Source organism: Pseudomonas sp. PD9R (assembly GCF_019200975.1).
Classification (GTDB): Bacteria; Pseudomonadota; Gammaproteobacteria; order Pseudomonadales; family Pseudomonadaceae; genus Aquipseudomonas.
Window position 1 is genome coordinate 1 of sequence record NZ_JAHTMR010000033.1, and the last position, 21,644, is coordinate 21,644.

A 21,644-nucleotide genomic window follows, 5' to 3' on the forward strand; every position below is an offset into this window, starting at 1 on the left:
TTCTACAGCAGCCTCATTTGCTGTCAAGTGGTTATTTTCAGAAGCTTTCAAAACTTCCTGAACAACTTCAACCACTTGCGCTTCAGATCTCTCGTCAGCGGGAGGCGAATTCTACAGCGTTACTCGCTGCTGTCAACACCTCTTTTTCAACTTCCTTTTGGCTTCGATGACCTGAAGCAACTTGCTGCCGAAAACTGCGTAACTCTTTGTTTACAAAGGAGTTTTCCGTTTCGACTGCGCCGGAAGTGGGGCGAATTATAGGCCCCCAGAATCTGCCGTCAACCACTAATTTCACAATTCTGTCATATAGGTCAAAAAAGCCCCAGAAACGCGAAGGCCGGCCCCTATAAGGAGGCCGGCCTTCTTTACCCTTCTACTTATTACAAGCTAGGGAACGCGAATTGCGAAGCTTCATGGCTCGCACGCTGTGGCCAGCGCTGGGTAATAGCCTTGCGGCGGGTGTAGAAACGCACTCCGTCCGGACCGTAAGCGTGCAGATCGCCAAACAGCGAACGCTTCCAACCACCAAAGCTGTGGTAAGCCACTGGCACCGGCAGCGGCACGTTAACGCCGACCATGCCGACTTCGATCTCATCACAGAACAACCGCGCCGCTTCACCGTCACGGGTGAAGATGCAGGTGCCGTTGCCATACTCATGATCGTTGATCAGTTGCATCGCCTCTTCCAGGCTGTTGACCCGAACGACGCACAGTACTGGCCCGAAGATCTCTTCTTTATAGATGCGCATTTCTGGCGTGACGTTATCGAACAGGCAGCCACCCAGGAAGAAGCCTTCCTCATGACCAGCAACGCTAAGACCACGACCATCAACAACCAGCGTCGCACCGGCAGCCACGCCGTCTTCTACATAACCGCTGACCTTGTCACGCGCCTGACCGGTAACCAGAGGCCCCATGTCGAGACCGCAGGTAGTACCGGCACCGATTTTCAGTGCCTTGATTTGCGGAGTCAGTTTGGCCACCAGCGCATCAGCAACCTGATCGCCAACACACACGGCCACCGAGATCGCCATGCAGCGCTCACCGCAGGAACCATACGCCGCGCCCATCAGTGCGCTGACGGCGTTATCCAGATCCGCATCCGGCATCAGCACCGCATGGTTCTTCGCCCCGCCCAATGCCTGGACGCGTTTACCGCGCTTGGTGCCCTCGGAGTAGATGTATTCGGCAATCGGCGTCGAACCGACGAAGCTCAGCGCTTTGACTTCGGGCGCTTCGATCAACGCGTCCACTGCTGCCTTGTCGCCGTGCACAACACTCAGTACGCCTTTCGGCAGGCCAGCTTCGATCAGCAATTGTGCGATCAGGAGCGTCGAGCTCGGATCACGCTCGGACGGCTTGAGGATGAAGCAGTTGCCGCAGACGATCGCCAGCGGGTACATCCACAGTGGCACCATCGCAGGGAAGTTGAACGGAGTGATACCTGCCACCACGCCCAGCGGCTGGAAGTCCGACCAGGCATCGATGTTCGGGCCAACGTTACGGCTGTACTCGCCCTTGAGGATTTCCGGTGCAGCGCAAGCGAACTCGACGTTCTCGATGCCGCGCTTCAATTCACCCGCTGCGTCTTCCAGAGTCTTGCCGTGCTCTTCGCTGATCAGTTGGGCGATGCGCGCTTCGTTCTGCTCCAGCAGTTGCTTGAAGCGGAACATCACTTGGGCACGTTTGGCTGGTGGCGTATTGCGCCAAGCCGGGAATGCAGCCTTGGCAGCGTCGATGGCGCTCTGGATGGTTTCGCGGGTCGCCAGCGGCAACTTGTGAATGGCCTGGCCGGTGGACGGGTTGAACACATCAACCGTGCGACCGTTTTCGGTCACCAGTTCGCCATTGATCAAATGCGGAATAACGCTCATGGAAGCTCCTGAAAAATTATCTTCCGGCGCCCTTCAAAGGACGCCTTCTATATAGATGCTATTTGTAGGAGAGAGGTTGCTCGCGAAAAACGAGAGGGCGCCGCGTATATCCAGGCATCCCACGTCATCGTTGACGTCCATAGCGAGCGAGCTCGTTCCTACAGGTATGTATCGAATCAGTCGATCTTGCTCAGCACTTCGCCGACCGCGTCGAACAAACGATCAAGGTCTTGCGGCTTGCTGTTGAAGGTTGGGCCGAACTGCAGGGTGTCGCCGCCGAAGCGTACGTAGAACCCGGCTTTCCACAACGCCATGCCGGCTTCGAACGGACGCACGATGGCGTCGCCGTCACGCGGTGCGATCTGGATCGCGCCGGCCAGGCCGAAGTTGCGGATGTCGATGATGTTCTTAGTGCCTTTCAGACCATGCAGTGCATTTTCGAAATGCGGTGCGACTTCGGCCACGCTCTGCACCAGGTTTTCCTTTTGCAGCAAGTCGAGTGCTGCCAGGCCTGCGGCGCAAGCCACTGGGTGCGCGGAATAGGTGTAGCCGTGCGGGAATTCCACCGCGTACTCAGGCGTCGCCTGATTCATGAAGGTCTGGTAGATCTCGGAGCTGGCAATCACCGCGCCCATCGGGATCGCGCCGTTGGTGACTTGCTTGGCAATGCACATCAGGTCTGGGGTCACGCCGAAGGTGTCAGCACCGAACATCGAACCGGTACGGCCGAAACCGGTGATCACTTCGTCGAACACCAGCAGGATGTTGTGTTGATCGCAGATTTCGCGCAGACGCTTGAGGTAACCCTGTGGCGGAACCAGTACACCAGCGGAACCGGCCAGAGGCTCGACGAATACTGCGGCGATGTTCGAAGCATCGTGCAGTTCGATCAGCTTCAGCAGTTCGTCAGCGAGAGCGATGCCACCCAACTCCGGCATGCCACGGGAATAGGCATTGCTCGCCAGCAACGTGTGCGGCAGGTGGTCGACATCCATCATTGCCTGGCCGAACAGTTTGCGGTTGCCATTCACGCCGCCGAGGCTGGTGCCGGCGATGTTCACACCGTGGTAGCCACGGGCACGACCGATCATTTTGGTCTTGGTCGCTTGGCCTTTCAGACGCCAGTACGCACGCACCATTTTTACTGCGGTGTCGGCACACTCGGAACCCGAGTCGGTAAAAAACACGTGATTCAGGTTGCCCGGGGTCAGGTCGGTGATTTTTTCTGCCAGCTGGAACGACAGCGGGTGGCCGTACTGGAAGCCCGGCGAGTAATCGAGGGTGCCCAGTTGCTTGGCCACTGCCTCTTGAATTTCCTTGCGGGTGTGCCCGGCGCCGCAGGTCCAAAGACCGGACAGCGAGTCATAAACTTTGCGGCCCTTGTCGTCGATCAGCCAGCTGCCTTCAGCGCCCACGATCAAGCGTGGATCGCGCTGGAAATTGCGGTTGGCGGTGTACGGCATCCAGTGAGCATCGAGCTTGAGCTGGCTGGCCAAGGATGACGGGGCGTTTTCAGGCAAGTTCATGAGTGAAACCTCGCAAGGCAATAAGCGGCATAAGAATGTAAACCGGCGATTAAAAACCGTTGTTGCAGCTAAGTTGCCATGGCGATAAAGTCTGTGAAATTCAACTTTTCTAACCTTTAGTCCGGTCGACACTAAACTATGAGCATCCGCCGTCCCGATCCACTGGCGCAAGTCAGCGACTTCGATATCCGCCTTTTGCGGATCTTTCGCAGCGTGGTCGAATGCGGTGGCTTTTCAGCAGCGGAATCCGTACTGGGCATCGGTCGTTCAGCCATCAGCCAACAAATGAGCGACCTTGAACAGCGCCTCGGCTTGCGTCTGTGCCAGCGTGGTCGCGCCGGTTTTTCCCTGACCGAGGAAGGCCGCGAGGTGTACCAGTCGGCGTTGCAGCTTTTAAGTGCGTTGGAAAGTTTCCGCACCGAGGTCAACGGCCTGCACCAACACCTTCGCGGCGAATTGACCATCGGCCTCACCGATAACCTGGTCACCCTGCCCCACATGCGCATCACCCACGCCCTCGCGCAACTGAAGGAACGCGGGCCGGACGTACAGATTCAGATCCGCATGATCGCCCCCAACGAAGTCGAGCAAGGCGTGCTCGACGGTCGCCTGCATGTCGGCGTGGTGCCACAGGCGAGCGCGCTGTCGGGGCTGGAATATCAGCCGCTCTACAGTGAACGCTCGCTGCTGTACTGCGCGGTCGGCCATCCGCTGTTCTATGTCGATGACAAAAAACTGGACGACGAGCGCCTGGACAGTCAGGACGCCATCGCGCCAACTTTTCGTTTGCCGGCCGACATCCAAGCCCATTATCAGGCACTCAATTGCACCGCCAGCGCATCGGACCGCGAAGGCATGGCGTTCCTGATCCTGACCGGGCGCTACATCGGTTATCTGCCGGACCATTACGCCAGCCTCTGGGTGCAACAAGGTCGATTGCGTGCATTGAAACCTACGGCACGCTTTTATGACTTGAGCCTCGCATCGGTCACTCGCAAGGGCCGCCGCCCGCATCTGGTGCTGGAGAGTTTCCTCGAAAGCCTGGCCGCGACGCGTTGAAGAACACCACAACCCCTGTAGGAGCCGAGCTTGCTCGCGATGGCGACGTAACATTCAACATCAATGGTGACTGACTTGGCGCCATCGCGAGCAAGCTCGGCTCCTACAGGGCTTGTGGTGTTCCGGGATTTATCGTGTCGGGACTTGTCTGAAGCCTGTGGGTGCGCTATCAACGCAGTGGTTGCACCCACCTACCTGTTCGGAAGTGCCTATGACCTTTGAAGTCCCAGCTCATGGTGGAAAGCCCGCCAGCCGCATTCGTCAGAAGAACGAAGAGACCATCATCAAAGCCGCCGAAGACGAGTTCGCCCGTCACGGGTTCAAAGGCACCAGCATGAACACCATCGCCCTGAATGCCGGGTTGCCCAAAGCGAACCTGCATTATTACTTCACCAACAAACTCGGCTTGTACGTGGCAGTGTTGAGCAACATCATCGAGTTGTGGGACAGCACCTTCAACACGCTGACGGCCGAGGATGATCCAGCCGAAGCGTTGACCCGCTACATCCGCGCCAAAATGGAGTTCTCCCGGCGCCAGCCGCAAGCCTCGCGAATTTTCGCCATGGAAGTCATCAGCGGAGGCGAATGCCTGACCGAGTACTTCAACCAGGACTACCGCACCTGGTTCCAGGGTCGGGCGGCGGTGTTCCAGGCATGGATCGACGCCGGCAAAATGGACCCGGTCGACCCGGTCAATCTGATCTTCCTGTTGTGGGGCAGCACCCAGCATTACGCCGACTTCGCCACGCAGATCTGCCGGGTCAGCGGACGCACCAAATTGACCAAGCAAGATATGGAAGACGCCGGTAACAACCTGATCCGAATCATTCTCAAGGGCTGCGGCCTGACGCCAAGCATTTAAGACGCCTATGCCTTTTACCCTCAGCGATTTTTGCGAGTACCGCGAAGAGATTCGCAAAAGCCGCTTCATCACCTTCGCCGCGCCGATCAGCAGCCCCGCTGATGCCCAGGCGTTTATCGAACAACACAGCGATTTGAACGCCACGCACAATTGCTGGGCGTGGAAGCTCGGCGTTCAATACCGCAGCACCGATGACGGCGAACCGGGTGGTACTGCTGGCCGACCGATTCTGGCGGCGATTGATGCGCAGGATTGCGATCAGGTCGCAGTGCTGGTGATTCGCTGGTACGGCGGCATTCAACTCGGCACCGGCGGACTTGCCCGGGCGTATGGCGGCGGCGCGAACAAGTGCCTGCAAGCAGCGCCGAAGATTGAGCTGATCAGTCGAGTGCCGCTGCGTTGTGCCTGTGCGTTTGGCGAGCTGGTGTTGGTGAAGCTGCGCGTTGCCGAGCTGGGTGGCCTGGTGGTGCAAGAAGATTTCACGGCCAATGGTGTTGAGTTGCAATTGGCGGTTGGCGAGGGGCAGATTGAAACGTTGCAATCACAGCTCGCCGATTTAAGCCGTGGGCGAATTTTGTTGCAGCGTTGAAAGATCAAAAGATCGCAGCCTTCGGCAGCGCCTACAGTTGAGTGCGTTGACCCTGTAGGAGCTGCCGAAGGCTGCGATCTTTTGGGGCAGTACCGATTGTCGATGCACTTAACAGTTGCCCACATCTACTGTGCACCCGGCTGTGGATAACCTGAGCACACACCGCTGTAACCCTTCTATCATGCGGCTTTGCGGGCTTTGCTCACTTTTCGTCCAATTGGCCATCAGAAACATCAAATTAGCGCAAAAACAATAACTTAGAGCGGTTTATCACCTTTAGAAGATAGCCGACCTGCGCTTATGCCCGTCCATAGAGCTTGCGCACAAATACTGTGGAGCAATCTGTGGATAACCCGTTCATGGCTGTCGCGGCACCATGCCGGCCATGGCTTGTAGTCTCCTGCTCATTTTTTGATCAATAACCACAGAAAAAAACCGCGCCATTTTTAACCCCGCCGCCCTGAAGTGGTGCTCGTTTCGGGGGCTGAACCTGGACTAAGCAGCGAGCTCAACACCTTGGCCCACAGGACTCTTCAGCTTTCCTGACCTAATGGCCAGGAAATTGCTTTATCCACAGGCATAAGTCCAATCGCCTTGAGCCTGTCATGCCCAATCCCGTGCCGATCCACGATCAAACACCCCGCCTGCAATTGCGCAGAATCAGCAAGCGCTATCCCGGTTGCCTGGCCAACGATGACATCGACTTGAGCATCGCTCCGGGGGAAATCCATGCTTTGCTCGGCGAAAACGGTGCGGGCAAAAGTACGTTGATGAAGATCATCTACGGCGTTGTCCATGCCGATACGGGCGAGCTGATCTGGCAAGGTCAGCGCGTGACCATGCGCAACCCGGCCCAGGCTCGCAACCTCGGGATCGGCATGGTGTTCCAGCATTTCTCGTTGTTCGAAACCTTGAGCGTGGCGCAAAACATCGCGCTGGCCATGGGCGCAGCGGCCGGCACACCGAAACAACTTGAGCCGAAGATCCGCGAAGTGTCGCAGCGCTACGGCATGGCGCTGGAGCCGGAGCGACTTGTCCACAGCCTGTCCATCGGCGAGAGGCAACGGGTGGAAATCGTTCGCTGCCTGATGCAAGACATTCGCTTGCTGATTCTCGACGAACCGACCTCGGTGCTGACCCCGCAGGAAGCCGAGGACTTGTTCGTCACCCTGCGCCGCCTCGCCGCCGAGGGCTGCAGCATTCTGTTTATCAGCCACAAACTCGGTGAAGTCCGCGCCTTGTGCCACAGCGCGACCGTGTTGCGTGGCGGTCGCGTGGCCGGGCATTGCGTGCCGGCCGAGTGTTCGGATCAGCAACTGGCGCGGTTGATGGTGGGTGAAGCAGCAGCGTTGATAACTGACTATCCGAAGGTGCGCGGTGGCGAGACCTTTTTGAAAGTGAACGGCTTGTCTTGGCACAACCCGGACCCGTTCGGCTGCTCGCTCAAGAACATCGAACTGGAGGTACGCAGCGGCGAAATCGTCGGTATCGCCGGGGTGGCCGGCAATGGTCAGGACGAGTTGTTGGCCTTGCTCAGTGGCGAACAACGACTGACCCGCGACGACGGCACAACGATAAATTTTGGCAACGAACCGGTTGCTCATCTACGCCCCGATGCCCGACGCCAACGCGGGCTGGCGTTCGTCCCCGCCGAGCGACTGGGCCACGGTGCCGTGCCGGAACTGAGCCTTGCGGACAATGCCCTGCTAACGGCGTTCCAGCAAGGTCTGGTGAGCAACGGACTGGTGCAGCGCCGCAAGGTCGAAGCACTGGCCGAAGAGATCATCCGCCGCTTCGGGGTCAAGACACCGGACAGCCAAACCCCGGCCCGTAGCCTGTCCGGCGGCAATTTGCAGAAATTTATCCTCGGCCGGGAAATCCTCCAACAACCGAAACTGCTGGTGGCCGCACACCCGACCTGGGGCGTGGACGTGGGTGCCGCCGCGACCATTCACCGGGCGCTGATTGCCTTGCGCGATGCCGGCGCGGCGATCCTGGTGATATCCGAAGACCTCGACGAACTGTTCCAGATCAGCGACCGCCTCGGCGCGTTGTGCGGCGGACAACTGTCGCCGCTCAGGGCCACCGTCGACACCCGTCTGATCGATGTCGGCGGCTGGATGGCTGGCCGCTTCGACACCCCTCAATCACCTGCACCCGCAACGCTTTAACGGAGTGTCACATGCTGCTTTCTCTTGAACCCCGTGGCCAGCAATCACGCCTGATGTTGTGGTGCTCGCCGTTGCTGGCGGCTGTCCTGACGCTGGGCTGTGGCTCATTGCTGTTTATCGCACTGGGGCACGACCCGTTGCTGACCCTGCATACGCTGTTGATCGCGCCGATCAGCGACTTGTATGGCGTCTCCGAGTTGCTGGTCAAAGCGCTGCCGATCCTACTCTGCGCGCTGGGCCTGGCCGTGGCGTATCAGGCGCGGATCTGGAACATCGGCGCCGAAGGTCAATTGTTGCTCGGAGCACTGGCCGGCAGTGCGCTGGCGGTAAACATCATCGACATGCAAAGCCGCTGGGCGCTGGCGTTGATCCTGATCACCGGCACCCTGGCCGGTGCCGCATGGGGCGGACTGACCGCGTGGCTGCGCACGCGCTTCAATGCCAATGAAATCCTCACCAGCATCATGCTCAACTACATCGCGCTGAACCTGCTGCTGTACTGCATCCACGGCCCGCTGAAAGACCCGCAAGGGTTCAACTTTCCGCAATCAGCGATGTTCGGTGACGCCAGTCGTTTGCCGTTATTGACGGAGGATGGGCGGGTGCATGCCGGGGTGTATTTCGCCTTGCTCGCGTTAGTGGCGGTGTGGGTGTTGTTGCAGAAAAGTTTTGTCGGCTTCCAGATCAAAGTGCTCGGGCTGGATAAACGGGCGGCCGGTTTTGTCGGCTTTCGCGAGAAGCGCCTGATCTGGCTCGCGCTGTTGATCAGCGGTGGTTTGGCCGGGCTGGCCGGCGTGTGTGAAGTCACTGGGCCGATCGGCCAGTTGGTGCCGCAAGTCTCGCCCGGTTACGGCTATGCGGCGATCACCGTGGCGTTTCTCGGGCGGCTGAACCCCATCGGCATTCTGTTTTCCAGCCTGTTGATGGCGCTGCTCTACATCGGCGGCGAGAGCGCGCAAATGAGCATGAACCTGCCGCAAGCCATCACTCAATTGTTCCAGGGAATGATGCTGTTTTTCCTGCTGGCCAGTGACGTGCTAATTCTCTATCGCCCCCGTTTGAATCTGCGCTGGGCCCGCCGCGCGCAAACCAACGCCGTACACGCAGGAGCGCTGTGATGGATGTCGATCTGCTGAGTAATATTTTCTACGCCATGGTGCGCTGCGGCACGCCGTTGCTGCTGGTGGCGCTGGGTGAATTGATCTGCGAGAAAAGCGGCGTCCTCAACCTGGGACAGGAAGGGATGATGCTGTTTGGCGCGGTGATCGGTTTTATCGTCGCGTTCAACACTGGCAACCTGTGGCTCGGTGTGTTGCTGGCGATGCTCGCCGGGATGCTGTTGTCGTCGCTGTTTGCCTTGGTGGCGCTGGTGTTCAACGCCAATCAAGTGGCCACCGGGTTGGCATTGACGATTTTTGGCGTGGGCCTGTCGACCTTTGTCGGCGCGGCGTGGGTCGGCAAACCACTGGCGGGCTTCGAGCCATTGGCGATCCCGTACTTGAGTGAAATCCCGCTGATCGGGCGGATGCTGTTTGCCCAGGATTTGCTGGTGTATCTGTCGTTCGCCCTGTTTGCACTGGTGGCCTGGGTGATTGTAAAAAGCCGCGTCGGGTTGATCATTCAGGCCGTCGGAGAAAACCCGGATGCGGCCAGTGCCATGGGTTTACCCGTGTTGGGCGTGCGCACCTTGGCGGTGTTGTTCGGCGGTGCGATGGCTGGGTTGGCGGGGGCGTATCTGTCGCTCGCTTACACGCCGATGTGGGCGGAAAACATGAGCGCCGGACGCGGCTGGATCGCCCTGGCGCTGGTGGTCTTTGCCAGCTGGCGCGTGTGGCGCTTGCTGCTGGGTGCGTACCTGTTCGGGCTCGCCAGCATCCTGCATCTGGTGGCGCAGGGGTTGGGGCTGGCGATTCCGTCCAGCCTGCTGGCAATGCTGCCGTATGTCGCGACCATTGTGGTGTTGGTGCTGCTGTCACGGGATGCGGTGCGCACGCGGTTGTACGCGCCGGTGTCATTGGGGCAGCCGTGGCAGGCCGGGCGTTAGCGGTGGCAATTCCGGCATCTTCGCGGGCAAGCCTCGCTCCTACAGATTTTGTGTCGCACCCAAATGCTGTGAACGCGTGATACCTGTAGGAGCGAGGCTTGCCCGCGAAGGCGCCCGCATGGACAACAACGAACTCGACGCCATGCGCCAAGCGTTGCAGCATAGGCCCGGTCAACATTAAAGGAAGCCACTCATGCCCAAGGCAAAAAACGCACTCATCATCGGAGCCTCCCGGGGGCTGGGCCTTGGCCTGGTGAAAACCCTGTTGGCTGATGGATGGCAAGTCACCGCCACCGTGCGCAACCCGCAAAATGCCGACGCATTGCAGAGCCTGGGCAATGTGCGGATCGAGAAACTCGACATGGACGATCAACAAGCCGTGATCGCCTTGAGTCAGCAGCTCAAGGGTGAAGTATTCGACCTTTTGTTTGTCAACGCCGGGGTCAAAGGGCCTGACGTTCAGACACCGAACGGCGGCGCGACTATGGCGGAAGTCGGTCAGCTGTTTTTCACCAATGCCGTGGCGCCGATTAACCTGGCCCAGCGCTTTGTCGGGCAGATTCGTCCGGATACCGGCGTATTGGCGTTCATGAGCTCGTTGCTGGGCAGCGTGACCATGCCGGATGCACCGGAACTGGCGCTGTACAAGGCCAGCAAAGCGGCGCTGAACTCCATGACCAACAGCTTCGTCACACAACTGGGCGAGCAGAAACTCACTGTGCTGTCGCTGCATCCGGGCTGGGTAAAGACCGACATGGGCGGTGAAGGTGCCGATATCGATGTGCAAACCAGTACCCGGGGATTGGTTGATCAGGTGAATGCGTATGGCGGTAAGGGTGGGCATCATTTTGTGAATTACCGGGGTGAGACGATTCCCTGGTAAGCCGCGCCACTCTGTAGGAGCTGCCGAAGGCTGCGATCTTTTGATCTTGATCTTTTCTGGATCGCTGAAAAGCAAGATCAAAAGATCGCAGCCTTCGGCAGCTCCTACCGGGGATTTGCATCGTCTGGTCGGGCCGGGCTTGCCCGCGCAGCGCTTTTGATCGACACTTCGCACCTCGCCTCCCCGGCGACCCTGGATCAGCAGACAGGGCAACACTGAGCTGGCAACCCTGAACCCAATTTTCAGAGGAGCCGGCCAACATGCCTGCCATCCGTACCTGGTTAAAAAATCCCCTCGCCATTTTCACAGCCAACGGTCTCGATGCCCGTGGCGGCCTGGTGCTGCAAGACGGCGTGATCGTCGAAGTGCTGAGCCTCGGCCAACAGCCCTCCGCACCGTGCAATGAAGTGTTCGATGCCCGCGAGCACGTGATCCTGCCGGGGCTGATCAACACTCATCACCATTTCTATCAAACCCTGACCCGCGCCTGGGCGCCGGTAGTCAATCAGCCGTTGTTCCCGTGGCTGAAAACCCTCTACCCGGTCTGGGCACGACTCACCCCGGAAAAACTCGCCCTCGCCACCAAAGTCGCATTGGCCGAGTTGCTGCTGTCCGGTTGCACCACCGCTGCCGACCACCATTACCTGTTTCCCGAAGGCCTGGAAAACGCCATCGATGTCCAAGTCGAGACCGTTCGCGAACTGGGCATGCGCGCCATGTTGACGCGTGGCTCCATGAGCCTCGGCGAAAAGGACGGCGGGCTGCCACCGCAACAAACGGTGCAGGAAGGTCAAGTAATCCTCGACGACAGCCAGCGCTTGATCGCCGAGTACCACGAACGCGGCGACGGCGCGCAAATCCAGATTGCCCTCGCGCCTTGCTCGCCGTTCTCGGTGACCCCGGAAATCATGTCCGCCAGTGCTGAACTGGCGAATAAACTCGACGTGCGCCTGCACACGCACCTGGCAGAAACCCTCGACGAAGAAGACTTCTGCCTGCAACGTTTCGGCCTGCGCACCGTGGATTATCTGGACAGCGTCGGCTGGCTCGGCCCGCGCACCTGGCTGGCCCATGGCATCCACTTCAACCCGGAGGAAATCACTCGTCTCGGCGCGGCAGGCACCGGCATCTGCCATTGCCCGAGTTCTAACATGCGCCTGGCTTCCGGCATCTGCCCGACCATCGACTTGACCGATGCCGGCGCATTACTCGGCCTGGGCGTGGATGGTTCTGCCTCCAACGATGCCTCGAACATGATGCTCGAAACCCGACAGGCCCTGTACATCCAGCGCCTGCGCTACGGTGCCGAAAAGATCACTCCGGAACGCGTGCTGGGCTGGGCGACCAAAGGGTCGGCGAGTCTGCTGGGCCGTACCGATATCGGTGAAATTGCGGTGGGCAAGCAGGCTGACCTGGCGCTGTTCAAGCTCGATGAATTGCGCTTCTCCGGCAGTCACGATCCGGTTTCGGCGCTGCTGTTGTGTGGTGCGGACCGCGCAGATCGGGTGATGATTGGCGGCAAGTGGCGGGTGATTGATGGACAGGTAGAGGGGCTGGATCTGAAGGGATTGATTGCTGATCACAGTCAGGCAGCTCGTCAGCTCATCGCCGGCACCTGATCCACTGTCGAACCAAACTGTGGGCGCTAGCCTGCTAGCGACTACGGTGTGCCAGCAAACAGAAATGTTGACTGATACGCCGCTATCGCGAGCAGGCTCGCGCCCACAGTGGTTTTGTGGTGGTCTCGGAGGCCAACGGCGCCACTGTTGGCTCAACGGGTCTGAGCCAACGGCACCCAGCCGGCCCGGCTCCAGAACGCGATGGCGGACGACGTCAGCAAAAGCACGGCAGAGATTGCCAATGTTCTGCGCACACCGCCCATGATGGCCACTGAGCTGCCATTGGCGACAATCGCGCCGAAGATCGCAACACCGGTCGCCCCGCCGACTTGTCGCGCCGTGTTCAACACAGCCGACGCAGTCCCCGCTTGATGGCGCTCGACGCTCGACAATATGGACGTCGTCATCGCAGGCACCGCCAGTCCCATGCCGATCGGGATCAGCGCCAAACCTGGCAACATATCGATGAAGGTCGCGTGGTCCGAGATGCCGAACGTGCCTAGCAGCGAGTAACCGGTGCAACCGATCAGGCTGCCACCCACCATCAGCACGCGCAGTCCGGTGCGCGCCGCCAACGGCCCACTGGCGATGTTGGAAATGACCGCAGTCCCCGTCAGCGGCAGAAATGTCAGGCCGGTCTCAAGCACGGAACAGCCGCGCACATTTTGCAGGTAGAAACTGAGTACGAAGATCACGCCGTAGTAGGTGAAATTGGCCAGCACGCCGAACAGGACGGCGCCCGAAAAGCGCATGTTTTGGAACAGTGCCAGCGGCAGCATCGGTGCACGCACGCGGCTCTCGACCAACAAGAAAGCTGTACCGGCGACGAAGGCCAGTACAAAGCCGCCCTGCACCAGCAGACTGGAAAAGCCCAGTGCCTGCACCTCGATCACTGCGCCATAAAGCCGATAAGCGCGAGCACCGATAGCAACTGGCCCGGTAAATCGAAGTGGCGCGACGGCTCCTTGCTCACCCTGCGTGGCACGACGTAATACGTCAGCGCGAAGCCTGCCACGCAGATCGGCACGTTGACCCAAAAAATGCTGCGCCAGCCCGCCACCGATAACAGCAGGCCGCCGATCACCGGGCCAGCCGCAATCGACACGCCGCCGGCCGCCGTCCACCAACCAATGGCCTTGGCCAACATTTTCTTATCGTGGGCGTAGGTAAAATTGAGGATCGCCAGCGAATTGGGCAGGAGCAGCGCCGCCCCCAAGCCCTGCATCGCGCGAGCCATGTTCAATGTCATGACCGACGGTGCCATGGCGCAGGCAATGGACGCCAGCGTGAACAGGCCGAAGCCGGTCAGGAACGCGCGTTTGGAACCGAACTTCTCACCCACTACGCCGGCCGACAGCAGGAAGGCGGCAAAGCCCAGCGTGTAGGCATCGACCACCCATTGCAAAGCGCTGACGCCGGCGCCCAGCTCGATGCCCATATTGGGCAGCGCCACATTGACGATGGTGACGTCCAGCTGAACGATGATGAAGGCGAAGCTGGTTGCCAACAGCACCGCCAGTGATGGCTGGAGCGCCGTCGGTTTTGAAGTTGGATGCATATTGCTTCCTGAGGGCCCACTGAGGACAGCGCGGCGATGCATGTTGCGGCGGGTCATGTGGTGCCCTTTGCGATACACGTAAAGGGCACCGATGGGCGTCACTTACCGACCGGCGCTCTGGCCGCCATCGACGTGCAGGATTTCTCCGGTGATGAACGCTGCCGAATCCAGGAACTCGACGGCGCTGGCGAGTTGGGTAATGTGAAAGAAACTGGCGACGTTCACATTCATCACGGCGGCGAAGTCTTCGGCCGTGTTCTCGGTGAAAGGCTTACCGATGTAGATGCCAGCGTTGTTCACCAGCGTGTCGATCCGGCCAAATCGCGCAACGCCTTCATTAATGACACGCTGGGCAGTCGCCGGATCACCGATGTCACCCGCTACCGTCAAGATGTTCGGGTCGTCCGATGGCTTGATCGTGCGCGAGGTCGCAACAACACGGTAATCGAGCTTTCGAAACGCCTTCACCACTTCAGCGCCAATCCCTTGCGATGCGCCGGTAACGACCACAACCTTTTGCGATGCACTCATGTTTGACTCCGAAAATTAGAGATTGGAATGCAAGGCATATCGCACCCCAGGACCAGCAATCTTCTGATTACTAATGAGTAAATCTTACGGTGTATGGTTTTTTACAGACGCGTTAGCTGTGATGGTTTTAGGACATTTCCTGCTCATTGCTGGCCACCACCTCTAACTTTCCAGAGAAAAATCACAGGCAGCGCCAGCGCCTACAGGCCCAGCAGCGACAACATGATGAAGGTCGCAAACAGTACAAAGTGAGTCATGCCCTCAATAGCATTGGTTTCGCCGTCGTTGAGGTTGATCGCGCTGACGATCAGGGTGATGAAAATCATCACGGTCTGCACCGGGGTCATGGCCATCTGGAACGGCTGGCCGGTGTAGAGCGCCATCGCTTCCATCACTGGCACCGTCAGGATCACCGTCGACAGCGACGCGCCTAAAGCGATGTTGACCACCGACTGCATACGGTTGGCCAGTGCCGCACGCAATGCCGTCAGAATTTCCGGTGCGGCGGAAATCGCCGCCACCAGAATCGCCGTGATCACCGGCGGTGCGCCCGTTCCTTCCAGGCCCAGATCGAGGGTCTTGGACATTACTTCGGCCAGTGCGCCAATCACCACGACACCGAAGACCAATATGCCGATGGACAGCGTCAGGTTGATCGGTGCCGGCTCGTTTTCCTGCGGCTCTTTCTTGCGGCGTTTGTCCGGATAGCTGTAGCTGAAAAAGTAGCTGTGCGGCCCGACCTGCATGCGCAGAAACAAAGCGTACAGCACGACCATCGCACCAATGGTGAACGCCGAATAGAGCTTCCAGTTGGCTTCGGGAATGAACTCCGGCACCACCATCGATACGCCCATGGCGGTGAGGATCATGACGCTGTAGCTGCGCGCAGAGTCGTCGTTGTACGACTGCTCGCCATGTTTGAGCCCGCCCATCAACGCTGCCAAACCGAGGATGCCGTTGATGTCGAGCATCACTGCCGAATAGATCGTGTCGCGCACCAGGGTCGCGGAGGCTTCGTTGCTCATCATGATCGCCAGGATCACCACTTCTACCAGCACTGCCGCCAGGGTCAGGATCATCGTGCCGTAAGGGTCACCGACTTTTTCCGCCAGCAGTTCGGCCTGATGGGCGACGCGCATCGACGCAGCAACGATGAATGCAATCAGCACTAACCCGCCGCTCAGCGCGATGACTTGGCCGCTGTGCAGCAACCAGTGCTCCAGTGGGAAGGCAATGGCGGCGGCGATCAAGGCCAGCAGCAGAAAGGTTTCTTGCTTGAGGACAGTGAGCATGTCGGGCCTTTTGCCGTGGGGAGCGGATGAGCTACTGACTATGACGAGCCGCTAACGTTTCGTTACACCTTAGCGCACCAGTGGAAGGCGTGGATTGGTAAGGGGTGCACCGGGATGGTTCTGTGGCGATCAGTCGGGCCTCTTCGCGGGCAAGCCTCGCTCCTACAGGTTTTGCATCGCTCTTGTAGGAGCGAGGCTTGCCCGCGAAGGCGTCACCACTGTTTCCAAAACTTTATTGTCCTGTTGGTCAGCAATTTGCATTGGCCCAGCCAACACACAACAAAATGGAGTTCGAATTCATGCACAAACGTCCGTTGAAGAAGCTGCTTTGCGCCGTTACGGCGGCGATCGGTCTGAGCGCCAGCCTGACCGCCAGCGCCACCGACCCGCTGAAAGTCGGCTTCGTCTATATCGGCCCGATCGGGGACCACGGCTGGACGTATCAGCATGAACAGGGGCGCAAGGCACTGGCGGAAAAATTCGGCTCGCAGATCACCACCAACTACGTGGAGAACGTCGCTGAAGGTGCAGACGCCGAGCGGGTCATCCGCAACATGGCCAAGGACAAGTACGACCTGATCTTCACCACCTCTTTCGGCTACATGAACCCGACGCTGAAAGTCGCCAGGCAATTTCCCAACGTGACCTTCGAACACGCCACCGGCTACAAACAGGACAAGAACCTCGGCACTTACCTGGCGCGCACCTACGAGGGTCGTTACGTCGGCGGCTTCCTCGCGGCGAAGATGACCAAGACCAAGAAAATCGGCTACGTCGCCTCGTTCCCGATCCCGGAAGTGATCCGCGACATCAACGCCATCCAACTGGCCCTGAACAAGTACAACCCCGGCACCGAGATCAAGGTGGTGTGGGTCAATTCGTGGTTCGATCCGGGCAAGGAAGCCGACGCGGCCAACGCGCTGATCGACCAGGGCGTGGACGTGGTGTTCCAGCACACCGACAGCCCGGCACCGATCCAGGCTGCCGAGCGTCGTGGCGTGTATGCGGTCGGCTATGCTTCGGACATGGCGCACTTCGGGCCAAAAGCGGTGCTGACGTCCATCGTCAACGACTGGACGCCGCACTACATTCAGGCGACCCAGAGCGTGATCGATCACCGTTGGAAATCCGAGGATTACTGGGGTGGTTTGAAGGAAGGCACAGTTGAACTGCCCATCAGCGACCTGGTGCCGGCCGCGGTGAAAACCGAAGCCGAGCAGATCATCACCGACATCAAGAGCGGCGCACTGCAACCGTTCACCGGACCGATCAAGGATCAGGCCGGCGTCGAAAAAATTCCGGCTGGGGTGAGCGCGACCAATACAGAGTTGGCGTCGATGAATTACTACGTGGAAGGCATGAAGGCTGAGATACCGAAGTAATACACCGCCCCGTGTAGGAGCTGCCGCAGGCTGCGATCTTTTGATCTTGATCTAATTCAAAATCAAAAGATCGCAGCCTGCGGCAGCTCCTACAGGGATTTCAGCGTTTTTAAGGACTGCGCATGAACAGCCTTCCGATCATCGACATCAGCCCGCTCTACAGCGACGACCAAACCGCCTGGCGATCCGTCGCCACTGAGATCGACCACGCCTGCCGCGAATGGGGCTTTTTCTACATAAAGGGCCACCCGATCAGCGCGGCACGAATCGACGCGGTTCTCGACAACGCCAAACGCTTCTTCGGCCAGCCTGCCGCCGAAAAGCTCAAGATCGATATTACCCAGACCCGCCACCATCGCGGCTACGGCGCCATCGCTACCGAGCAACTCGACCCGAGCAAACCCAGCGACTTGAAAGAAACCTTCGACATGGGCCTGCACCTGCCAGCCGAGCACCCCGAAGTGCTGGCGGAGAAATCCTTGCGCGGTCCCAACCGTCATCCGTCGCTGCCCGGTTGGGAGGCGCTGATGGAGCAGCACTACATCGACATGCAAGCACTCGCACAAACACTGTTGCGGGCGATGACCCTGGCACTGGGCATCGAACGCAATTTTTTCGATTCACGCTTCAATGAACCGGTCAGCGTGCTGAGGATGATCCACTATCCGCCCCGCCATACCGCCAGTTCCACCGAGCAGCAAGGCGCCGGGGCTCACACTGATTACGGTTGCATCACCCTGCTGTACCAGGATGCTGCCGGCGGCCTGCAAGTGCGCAACGTAAAAGGCGACTGGATCGACGCGCCCCCGATCGAAGGCACGTTCGTGGTCAACCTAGGCGACATGATGGCGCGCTGGAGCAACGACCGTTACCTGTCGACGCCGCACCGGGTACTCAGCCCGTTGGGAGTGGATCGCTATTCGATGCCATTTTTCGCCGAGCCACACCCCGACACGCGCATTGAATGCCTGCCGGGCTGCCAGGATGAGCAGCATCCGGCGAAATATCCGACCACCACCTGCGCCGAATTCCTGCTCTCGCGCTTCGCCGATACCTACGCCTATCGACGGGAACCGCAAGCGCTGTGATGAACCTGCTGGTCAGGTTTTACCAATTGTTGCAGCAAGCATCTGTAGAATGCCGTCATTGCACCTGATGAGACTCCAAGAATGTACGACTGGCTGAACGCCCTGCCGAAGGCAGAACTGCACCTGCACCTGGAGGGTTCGCTGGAACCCGAGCTGCTGTTCGCCCTGGCCGAACGCAACAAAATCGCCCTGCCGTGGAACGATGTCGAAACCCTGCGCAAGGCCTACGCCTTCAACAATCTGCAGGAGTTTCTCGACCTGTATTACCAGGGCGCTGATGTATTGCGCACGTCCCAGGATTTCTATGACCTGACCTGGGCCTACCTGCTGCGCTGCAAGGCACAGAACGTGATTCACACCGAACCGTTCTTCGACCCGCAGACCCACACCGACCGTGGCATCCCGTTCGAAGTCGTGCTCAATGGCATCGCCGCCGCACTGAAGGATGGCGAGCAGCAACTGGGCATCACCAGCGGTTTGATCCTGAGCTTCCTGCGCCACTTGAGCGAAGAACAGGCGCAGAAAACCCTCGATCAGGCGTTGCCGTTCCGCGAAGCATTTGTCGCGGTGGGCCTGGACAGTTCTGAAATGGGTCACCCGCCGAGCAAGTTCCGGCGCGTGTTTGATCGTGCCCGTGACGAAGGTTTCCTGACCGTCGCCCACGCCGGTGAAGAAGGCCCGCCCGAGTACATCTGGGAAGCCCTCGACCTGTTGAAAATCCAGCGCATCGACCATGGCGTGCGCGCCATCGAAGACGAGCGTTTGATGCAGCGAATCATCGACGAGCAAATCCCGCTGACCGTGTGTCCGTTGTCCAACACCAAGCTCTGCGTGTTCGATCACATGTCGCAGCACAACATCCTCGACATGCTTGAACGTGGTGTAAAAGTGACCGTGAACTCGGATGACCCGGCGTATTTCGGCGGTTATGTCACCGAGAACTTCCATGCGCTGCACACCCACTTGGGCATGACCCAGGATCAGGCCCAGCGCCTGGCGCAGAACAGCCTGGATGCGCGGTTGGTGAAGCCCTAAGGTTCACCGCAGAAACCTATGAGGGAGCGGCAAATCGGATCGCCGGATTGCCGCTCCCACATGTTTCTAAAGTGCCATTTCCAGTTCGGTTTCCTTGGCAAAGCGATGGATTTCACGTTGCCCGGCGGCAGTGACCTGCAAGGACCGCGAATCGTTGGGCAGGCTCAACCAGCCCGACTGCATGAACAACTGCAACAACGCTGCGCCCAACGAGCCGCCCATGTGCGGGCGTCTTTCGCTCCAGTCCGGACACGCACACGCGGCTCGGCCGTTGCGGTGGGCCAGCGCCTGGATAAATACGCCGCGAGCCGCCAACTCTGTAGACCCCTTGAGCGTGATAGTGACCCGCTGTTCGAACTGTTCGATCCAGCCTGCATCCAGCAAACGCTGATACAGGTCGGCGGCCAGAGTGCCTCCCAGATGGTCGTCGCAAAGCCTAGCGCGCAGCAGTGACGAACGCGTCGCCAACGGTTTGGTGACGGAGGTGGAGCGTTTGAAAATGTCCGGAATATCCCTGGGCGTGCTTGCCAGCGTTGCGCTGGCCAGGGCTTCGATCGCGGCACCGACTTCGGGGGCGGCCAGGCGGAAAAACCGCTTGCGTCCGCGAGGCTCTACTTTTACCAGACCTCCGGCGGACAAACGCCCCAGGTGTGCACTGGCCGAAGACGGTGACAGGCCAGCCAACAAGGCCAGCTCTTCGGTTTGTCGCGCCGAGCCGTCCATCAAGGCCCACATCATTGCGCTGCGCTTTGGGTCAGCCAGCAAGGTGGCTATCTGGCTGATGCAAGGTGCATGTTCCATGTATTCACTCCCTGTTGAATCGTTTCGTCTACTGCTCAGAGACATCTTGACCAGTATTGTGTCGTCGGCCAAGACGTGGAAACCGCCACAAACCTGACTAACCCACCGATCACATGAGCCATCACTGCGCTGCTGTTGCAGCGGTCAACTGATGGCGCATCGTGCAAGGCCGACGTCCGCGTGGCCTCGCCGTTGCATCCGGCGGTGCGTACATGAGGCGAGCGCTAGTATAGGCGGGTTGACCGCCGGTTCCTGCCCTCCGCAAACCATTGGTGGTGATAGTTCCTGAGGGAAATTTCGCTTTTTGCCTGCGACTAATGATCGATGCCCGATAACCCCGGAAAATGACTGCTTAATCGAGCGCATCGGCTGGCAAGCATTTCCCGCAAAAGGTTCACTGGCTTACTCAATTGTGCGCGATGGGCGCACAACAAATTCAGCGGTGCGCGCTCGCACAGCAGTTCGGGCATCAGCACTTTCAATCGGCCGGCGAGCACATCGGCAGCCACATCAAGCCACGATTTGTAGGCGATCCCGGCTCCTGCAACGGCCCAGAGTCGCACGACATCGGCATCATCACTAAAGCGATCGCCGCTGACCGTCAGGCTGACTTCGCGCTTGCCGTCGTGAAAACTCCAGTGATCGTGGACGCGGCTGCCGAGCATAAACAGCAGGCAATTGTGCTGGGCCAGTTGCTCTAGTTGGCGCGGCTCGCCATGCCGGGCCAGATAACTCGGCGCGGCACACAGGACTCGACGGTTGTGCGCAGCGATAGGCATCGCCACCAGGCTGGAGTCTTCCGGCTCGCCGTAACGCAGGGCGATGTCCACCGGTTGCCGGAACAGGTCGGCGATGCGATCACCGAGCAGCAGGCGCACCGTGAGTTTCGGGTGCTCGCGCTGAAATTCGTCCAGCCACGGCAATAGCAAGTTGCGACCGAAGTCTGACGGCGCCGACAACTGCAACACCCCACTGACCTGATCCTGACCGCTGGTCAACAAGCGCCGCCCCTCGTCAAGATTGCTCAGGGCCGCTCGGGCATATTCAAGAAAACCTTCGCCCTCGGCAGTCAGGCGCAAGCTGCGGGTCGAACGGGCGAGCAAGCGGGCGCCGAGTTGCTGCTCGATACGCTTGAGCGCAGCGCTGGCCACTGCCGCCGACATGTCCATGCCCCGCGCGGCGGCCGACAGGCTGCCCAGGTCCGCCGCCCGAACGAACAACTGCAAGTCATCGAAACGCAGCATTTGAAGCCCCGATTATCAAAAAAATATTGAAAGAGCCTGCTGTTTTAGCCGGTTTTATCTTCAGGAGAAATAGCCAATCATCTACG

General features: G+C 59.3%; 18 protein-coding genes and 1 pseudogene. 11 read left to right on the top strand and 8 right to left on the bottom strand.

Going from position 1 to position 21,644, the window contains the following annotated elements:
- Positions 1–380: 380 nt before the first annotated feature.
- Together KUF73_RS30770 and KUF73_RS30775 are read right to left on the bottom strand one after the other, a co-directional pair.
- Positions 381–1,874 (bottom strand): CoA-acylating methylmalonate-semialdehyde dehydrogenase, encoded by a 1,494-nt coding sequence (locus KUF73_RS30770; protein ID WP_218441696.1) that lies wholly within the window; start codon positions 1,872–1,874, stop codon positions 381–383.
- A gap of 176 nt (positions 1,875–2,050) precedes the next feature.
- Complete coding sequence (locus tag KUF73_RS30775) at positions 2,051–3,400, bottom strand: aspartate aminotransferase family protein (protein WP_218441697.1); 1,350 nt, start codon at positions 3,398–3,400, stop codon at positions 2,051–2,053.
- A gap of 138 nt (positions 3,401–3,538) precedes the next feature.
- On the opposite strand from KUF73_RS30775, the gene KUF73_RS30780 reads away from it, so the two are divergent.
- From KUF73_RS30780 to KUF73_RS30815, 8 genes are all read left to right on the top strand, one after another.
- Positions 3,539–4,459, top strand: a complete 921-nt coding sequence (locus tag KUF73_RS30780; protein ID WP_218441698.1) for a LysR family transcriptional regulator — start codon at positions 3,539–3,541, stop codon at positions 4,457–4,459.
- Between the two features lie 211 nt (positions 4,460–4,670).
- The gene (locus KUF73_RS30785; RefSeq protein WP_218441699.1) at positions 4,671–5,321 is read left to right on the top strand and encodes a TetR/AcrR family transcriptional regulator; all 651 of its coding nucleotides are present in this window, start codon (positions 4,671–4,673) and stop codon (positions 5,319–5,321) included.
- A 7-nt stretch (positions 5,322–5,328) separates the two neighbouring features.
- The gene (locus tag KUF73_RS30790) at positions 5,329–5,910 is read left to right on the top strand and encodes a YigZ family protein (protein WP_218441700.1); all 582 of its coding nucleotides are present in this window, start codon (positions 5,329–5,331) and stop codon (positions 5,908–5,910) included.
- 605 nt (positions 5,911–6,515) lie between these two features.
- Positions 6,516–8,081: an ABC transporter ATP-binding protein gene (locus KUF73_RS30795; RefSeq protein WP_218441701.1), complete on the top strand. Its 1,566-nt coding sequence runs from the start codon at positions 6,516–6,518 to the stop codon at positions 8,079–8,081.
- 11 nt (positions 8,082–8,092) lie between these two features.
- Positions 8,093–9,199, top strand: coding sequence for an ABC transporter permease (locus KUF73_RS30800; RefSeq protein ID WP_218441702.1), 1,107 nt, complete (start codon positions 8,093–8,095; stop codon positions 9,197–9,199).
- On the top strand, positions 9,199–10,125 hold the full coding sequence (locus tag KUF73_RS30805; RefSeq protein WP_218441703.1) for an ABC transporter permease: 927 nt from the start codon (positions 9,199–9,201) through the stop codon (positions 10,123–10,125). Before KUF73_RS30800 ends, KUF73_RS30805 begins: the two co-directional genes overlap by 1 nt.
- A 193-nt stretch (positions 10,126–10,318) precedes the next feature.
- Positions 10,319–11,008: an SDR family oxidoreductase gene (locus KUF73_RS30810; RefSeq protein ID WP_218441704.1), complete on the top strand. Its 690-nt coding sequence runs from the start codon at positions 10,319–10,321 to the stop codon at positions 11,006–11,008.
- Between the two features lie 260 nt (positions 11,009–11,268).
- Positions 11,269–12,627 carry an 8-oxoguanine deaminase gene (locus KUF73_RS30815; RefSeq protein WP_218441705.1) on the top strand — a complete coding sequence of 453 codons (1,359 nt, stop codon included), beginning with the start codon at positions 11,269–11,271 and terminating at the stop codon, positions 12,625–12,627.
- 152 nt (positions 12,628–12,779) lie between these two features.
- On the opposite strand, the gene KUF73_RS30820 is transcribed toward KUF73_RS30815, so the two are convergent.
- From KUF73_RS30820 to KUF73_RS30835, 4 genes and pseudogenes are all read right to left on the bottom strand, one after another.
- Complete coding sequence (locus KUF73_RS30820; protein WP_218441706.1) at positions 12,780–13,520, bottom strand: MFS transporter; 741 nt, start codon at positions 13,518–13,520, stop codon at positions 12,780–12,782.
- On the bottom strand, positions 13,517–14,242 hold the full coding sequence (locus KUF73_RS30825; protein ID WP_218441707.1) for an MFS transporter: 726 nt from the start codon (positions 14,240–14,242) through the stop codon (positions 13,517–13,519). Before KUF73_RS30825 ends, KUF73_RS30820 begins: the two co-directional genes overlap by 4 nt.
- A 123-nt stretch (positions 14,243–14,365) precedes the next feature.
- Positions 14,366–14,716: pseudogene (locus KUF73_RS30830) on the bottom strand (SDR family NAD(P)-dependent oxidoreductase); the annotation flags it as partial.
- 200 nt (positions 14,717–14,916) lie between these two features.
- Complete coding sequence (locus KUF73_RS30835) at positions 14,917–16,008, bottom strand: calcium:proton antiporter (RefSeq protein ID WP_218441709.1); 1,092 nt, start codon at positions 16,006–16,008, stop codon at positions 14,917–14,919.
- A 299-nt stretch (positions 16,009–16,307) separates the two neighbouring features.
- On the opposite strand from KUF73_RS30835, the gene KUF73_RS30840 reads away from it, so the two are divergent.
- The 3 genes from KUF73_RS30840 to KUF73_RS30850 all read left to right on the top strand — a co-directional run bounded on the left by KUF73_RS30840 (position 16,308) and on the right by KUF73_RS30850 (position 19,513).
- Positions 16,308–17,390 (top strand): BMP family ABC transporter substrate-binding protein, encoded by a 1,083-nt coding sequence (locus KUF73_RS30840; protein ID WP_218441710.1) that lies wholly within the window; start codon positions 16,308–16,310, stop codon positions 17,388–17,390.
- A gap of 122 nt (positions 17,391–17,512) precedes the next feature.
- Entirely contained in the window at positions 17,513–18,478 is a 966-nt protein-coding gene (locus tag KUF73_RS30845; RefSeq protein WP_218441711.1) for an isopenicillin N synthase family oxygenase, read from the top strand.
- An 81-nt stretch (positions 18,479–18,559) separates the two neighbouring features.
- A complete protein-coding gene (locus KUF73_RS30850) occupies positions 18,560–19,513 on the top strand; it encodes an adenosine deaminase (protein ID WP_218441712.1) in 954 nt (317 codons plus the stop codon).
- A 66-nt stretch (positions 19,514–19,579) separates the two neighbouring features.
- Here KUF73_RS30850 and KUF73_RS30855 read toward each other — a convergent pair whose 3' ends face one another.
- Complete coding sequence (locus tag KUF73_RS30855) at positions 19,580–20,314, bottom strand: helix-turn-helix transcriptional regulator (protein WP_218441713.1); 735 nt, start codon at positions 20,312–20,314, stop codon at positions 19,580–19,582.
- A gap of 314 nt (positions 20,315–20,628) precedes the next feature.
- Entirely contained in the window at positions 20,629–21,558 is a 930-nt protein-coding gene (locus tag KUF73_RS30860) for a LysR family transcriptional regulator (protein WP_218441714.1), read from the bottom strand.
- Between the last annotated feature and the right edge of the window lie 86 nt (positions 21,559–21,644).

Excerpts from the sequence above, each read along its gene's own strand:
- KUF73_RS30790 (WP_218441700.1), top strand. The coding sequence starts at position 5,329 with ATGCCTTTTACCCTCAGCGATTTTTGCGAGTACCGCGAAGAGATTCGC.
- KUF73_RS30860 (WP_218441714.1), bottom strand. The coding sequence starts at position 21,558 with ATGCTGCGTTTCGATGACTTGCAGTTGTTCGTTCGGGCGGCGGACCTG.
- KUF73_RS30795 (WP_218441701.1), top strand. The coding sequence starts at position 6,516 with ATGCCCAATCCCGTGCCGATCCACGATCAAACACCCCGCCTGCAATTG.
- KUF73_RS30855 (WP_218441713.1), bottom strand. The coding sequence starts at position 20,314 with ATGGAACATGCACCTTGCATCAGCCAGATAGCCACCTTGCTGGCTGAC.
- KUF73_RS30845 (WP_218441711.1), top strand. The coding sequence starts at position 17,513 with ATGAACAGCCTTCCGATCATCGACATCAGCCCGCTCTACAGCGACGAC.
- KUF73_RS30810 (WP_218441704.1), top strand. The coding sequence starts at position 10,319 with ATGCCCAAGGCAAAAAACGCACTCATCATCGGAGCCTCCCGGGGGCTG.
- KUF73_RS30835 (WP_218441709.1), bottom strand. The coding sequence starts at position 16,008 with ATGCTCACTGTCCTCAAGCAAGAAACCTTTCTGCTGCTGGCCTTGATC.
- KUF73_RS30805 (WP_218441703.1), top strand. The coding sequence starts at position 9,199 with ATGGATGTCGATCTGCTGAGTAATATTTTCTACGCCATGGTGCGCTGC.
- KUF73_RS30850 (WP_218441712.1), top strand. The coding sequence starts at position 18,560 with ATGTACGACTGGCTGAACGCCCTGCCGAAGGCAGAACTGCACCTGCAC.
- KUF73_RS30775 (WP_218441697.1), bottom strand. The coding sequence starts at position 3,400 with ATGAACTTGCCTGAAAACGCCCCGTCATCCTTGGCCAGCCAGCTCAAG.
- KUF73_RS30815 (WP_218441705.1), top strand. The coding sequence starts at position 11,269 with ATGCCTGCCATCCGTACCTGGTTAAAAAATCCCCTCGCCATTTTCACA.
- KUF73_RS30825 (WP_218441707.1), bottom strand. The coding sequence starts at position 14,242 with ATGACCCGCCGCAACATGCATCGCCGCGCTGTCCTCAGTGGGCCCTCA.
- KUF73_RS30780 (WP_218441698.1), top strand. The coding sequence starts at position 3,539 with ATGAGCATCCGCCGTCCCGATCCACTGGCGCAAGTCAGCGACTTCGAT.
- KUF73_RS30800 (WP_218441702.1), top strand. The coding sequence starts at position 8,093 with ATGCTGCTTTCTCTTGAACCCCGTGGCCAGCAATCACGCCTGATGTTG.
- KUF73_RS30770 (WP_218441696.1), bottom strand. The coding sequence starts at position 1,874 with ATGAGCGTTATTCCGCATTTGATCAATGGCGAACTGGTGACCGAAAAC.
- KUF73_RS30840 (WP_218441710.1), top strand. The coding sequence starts at position 16,308 with ATGCACAAACGTCCGTTGAAGAAGCTGCTTTGCGCCGTTACGGCGGCG.
- KUF73_RS30785 (WP_218441699.1), top strand. The coding sequence starts at position 4,671 with ATGACCTTTGAAGTCCCAGCTCATGGTGGAAAGCCCGCCAGCCGCATT.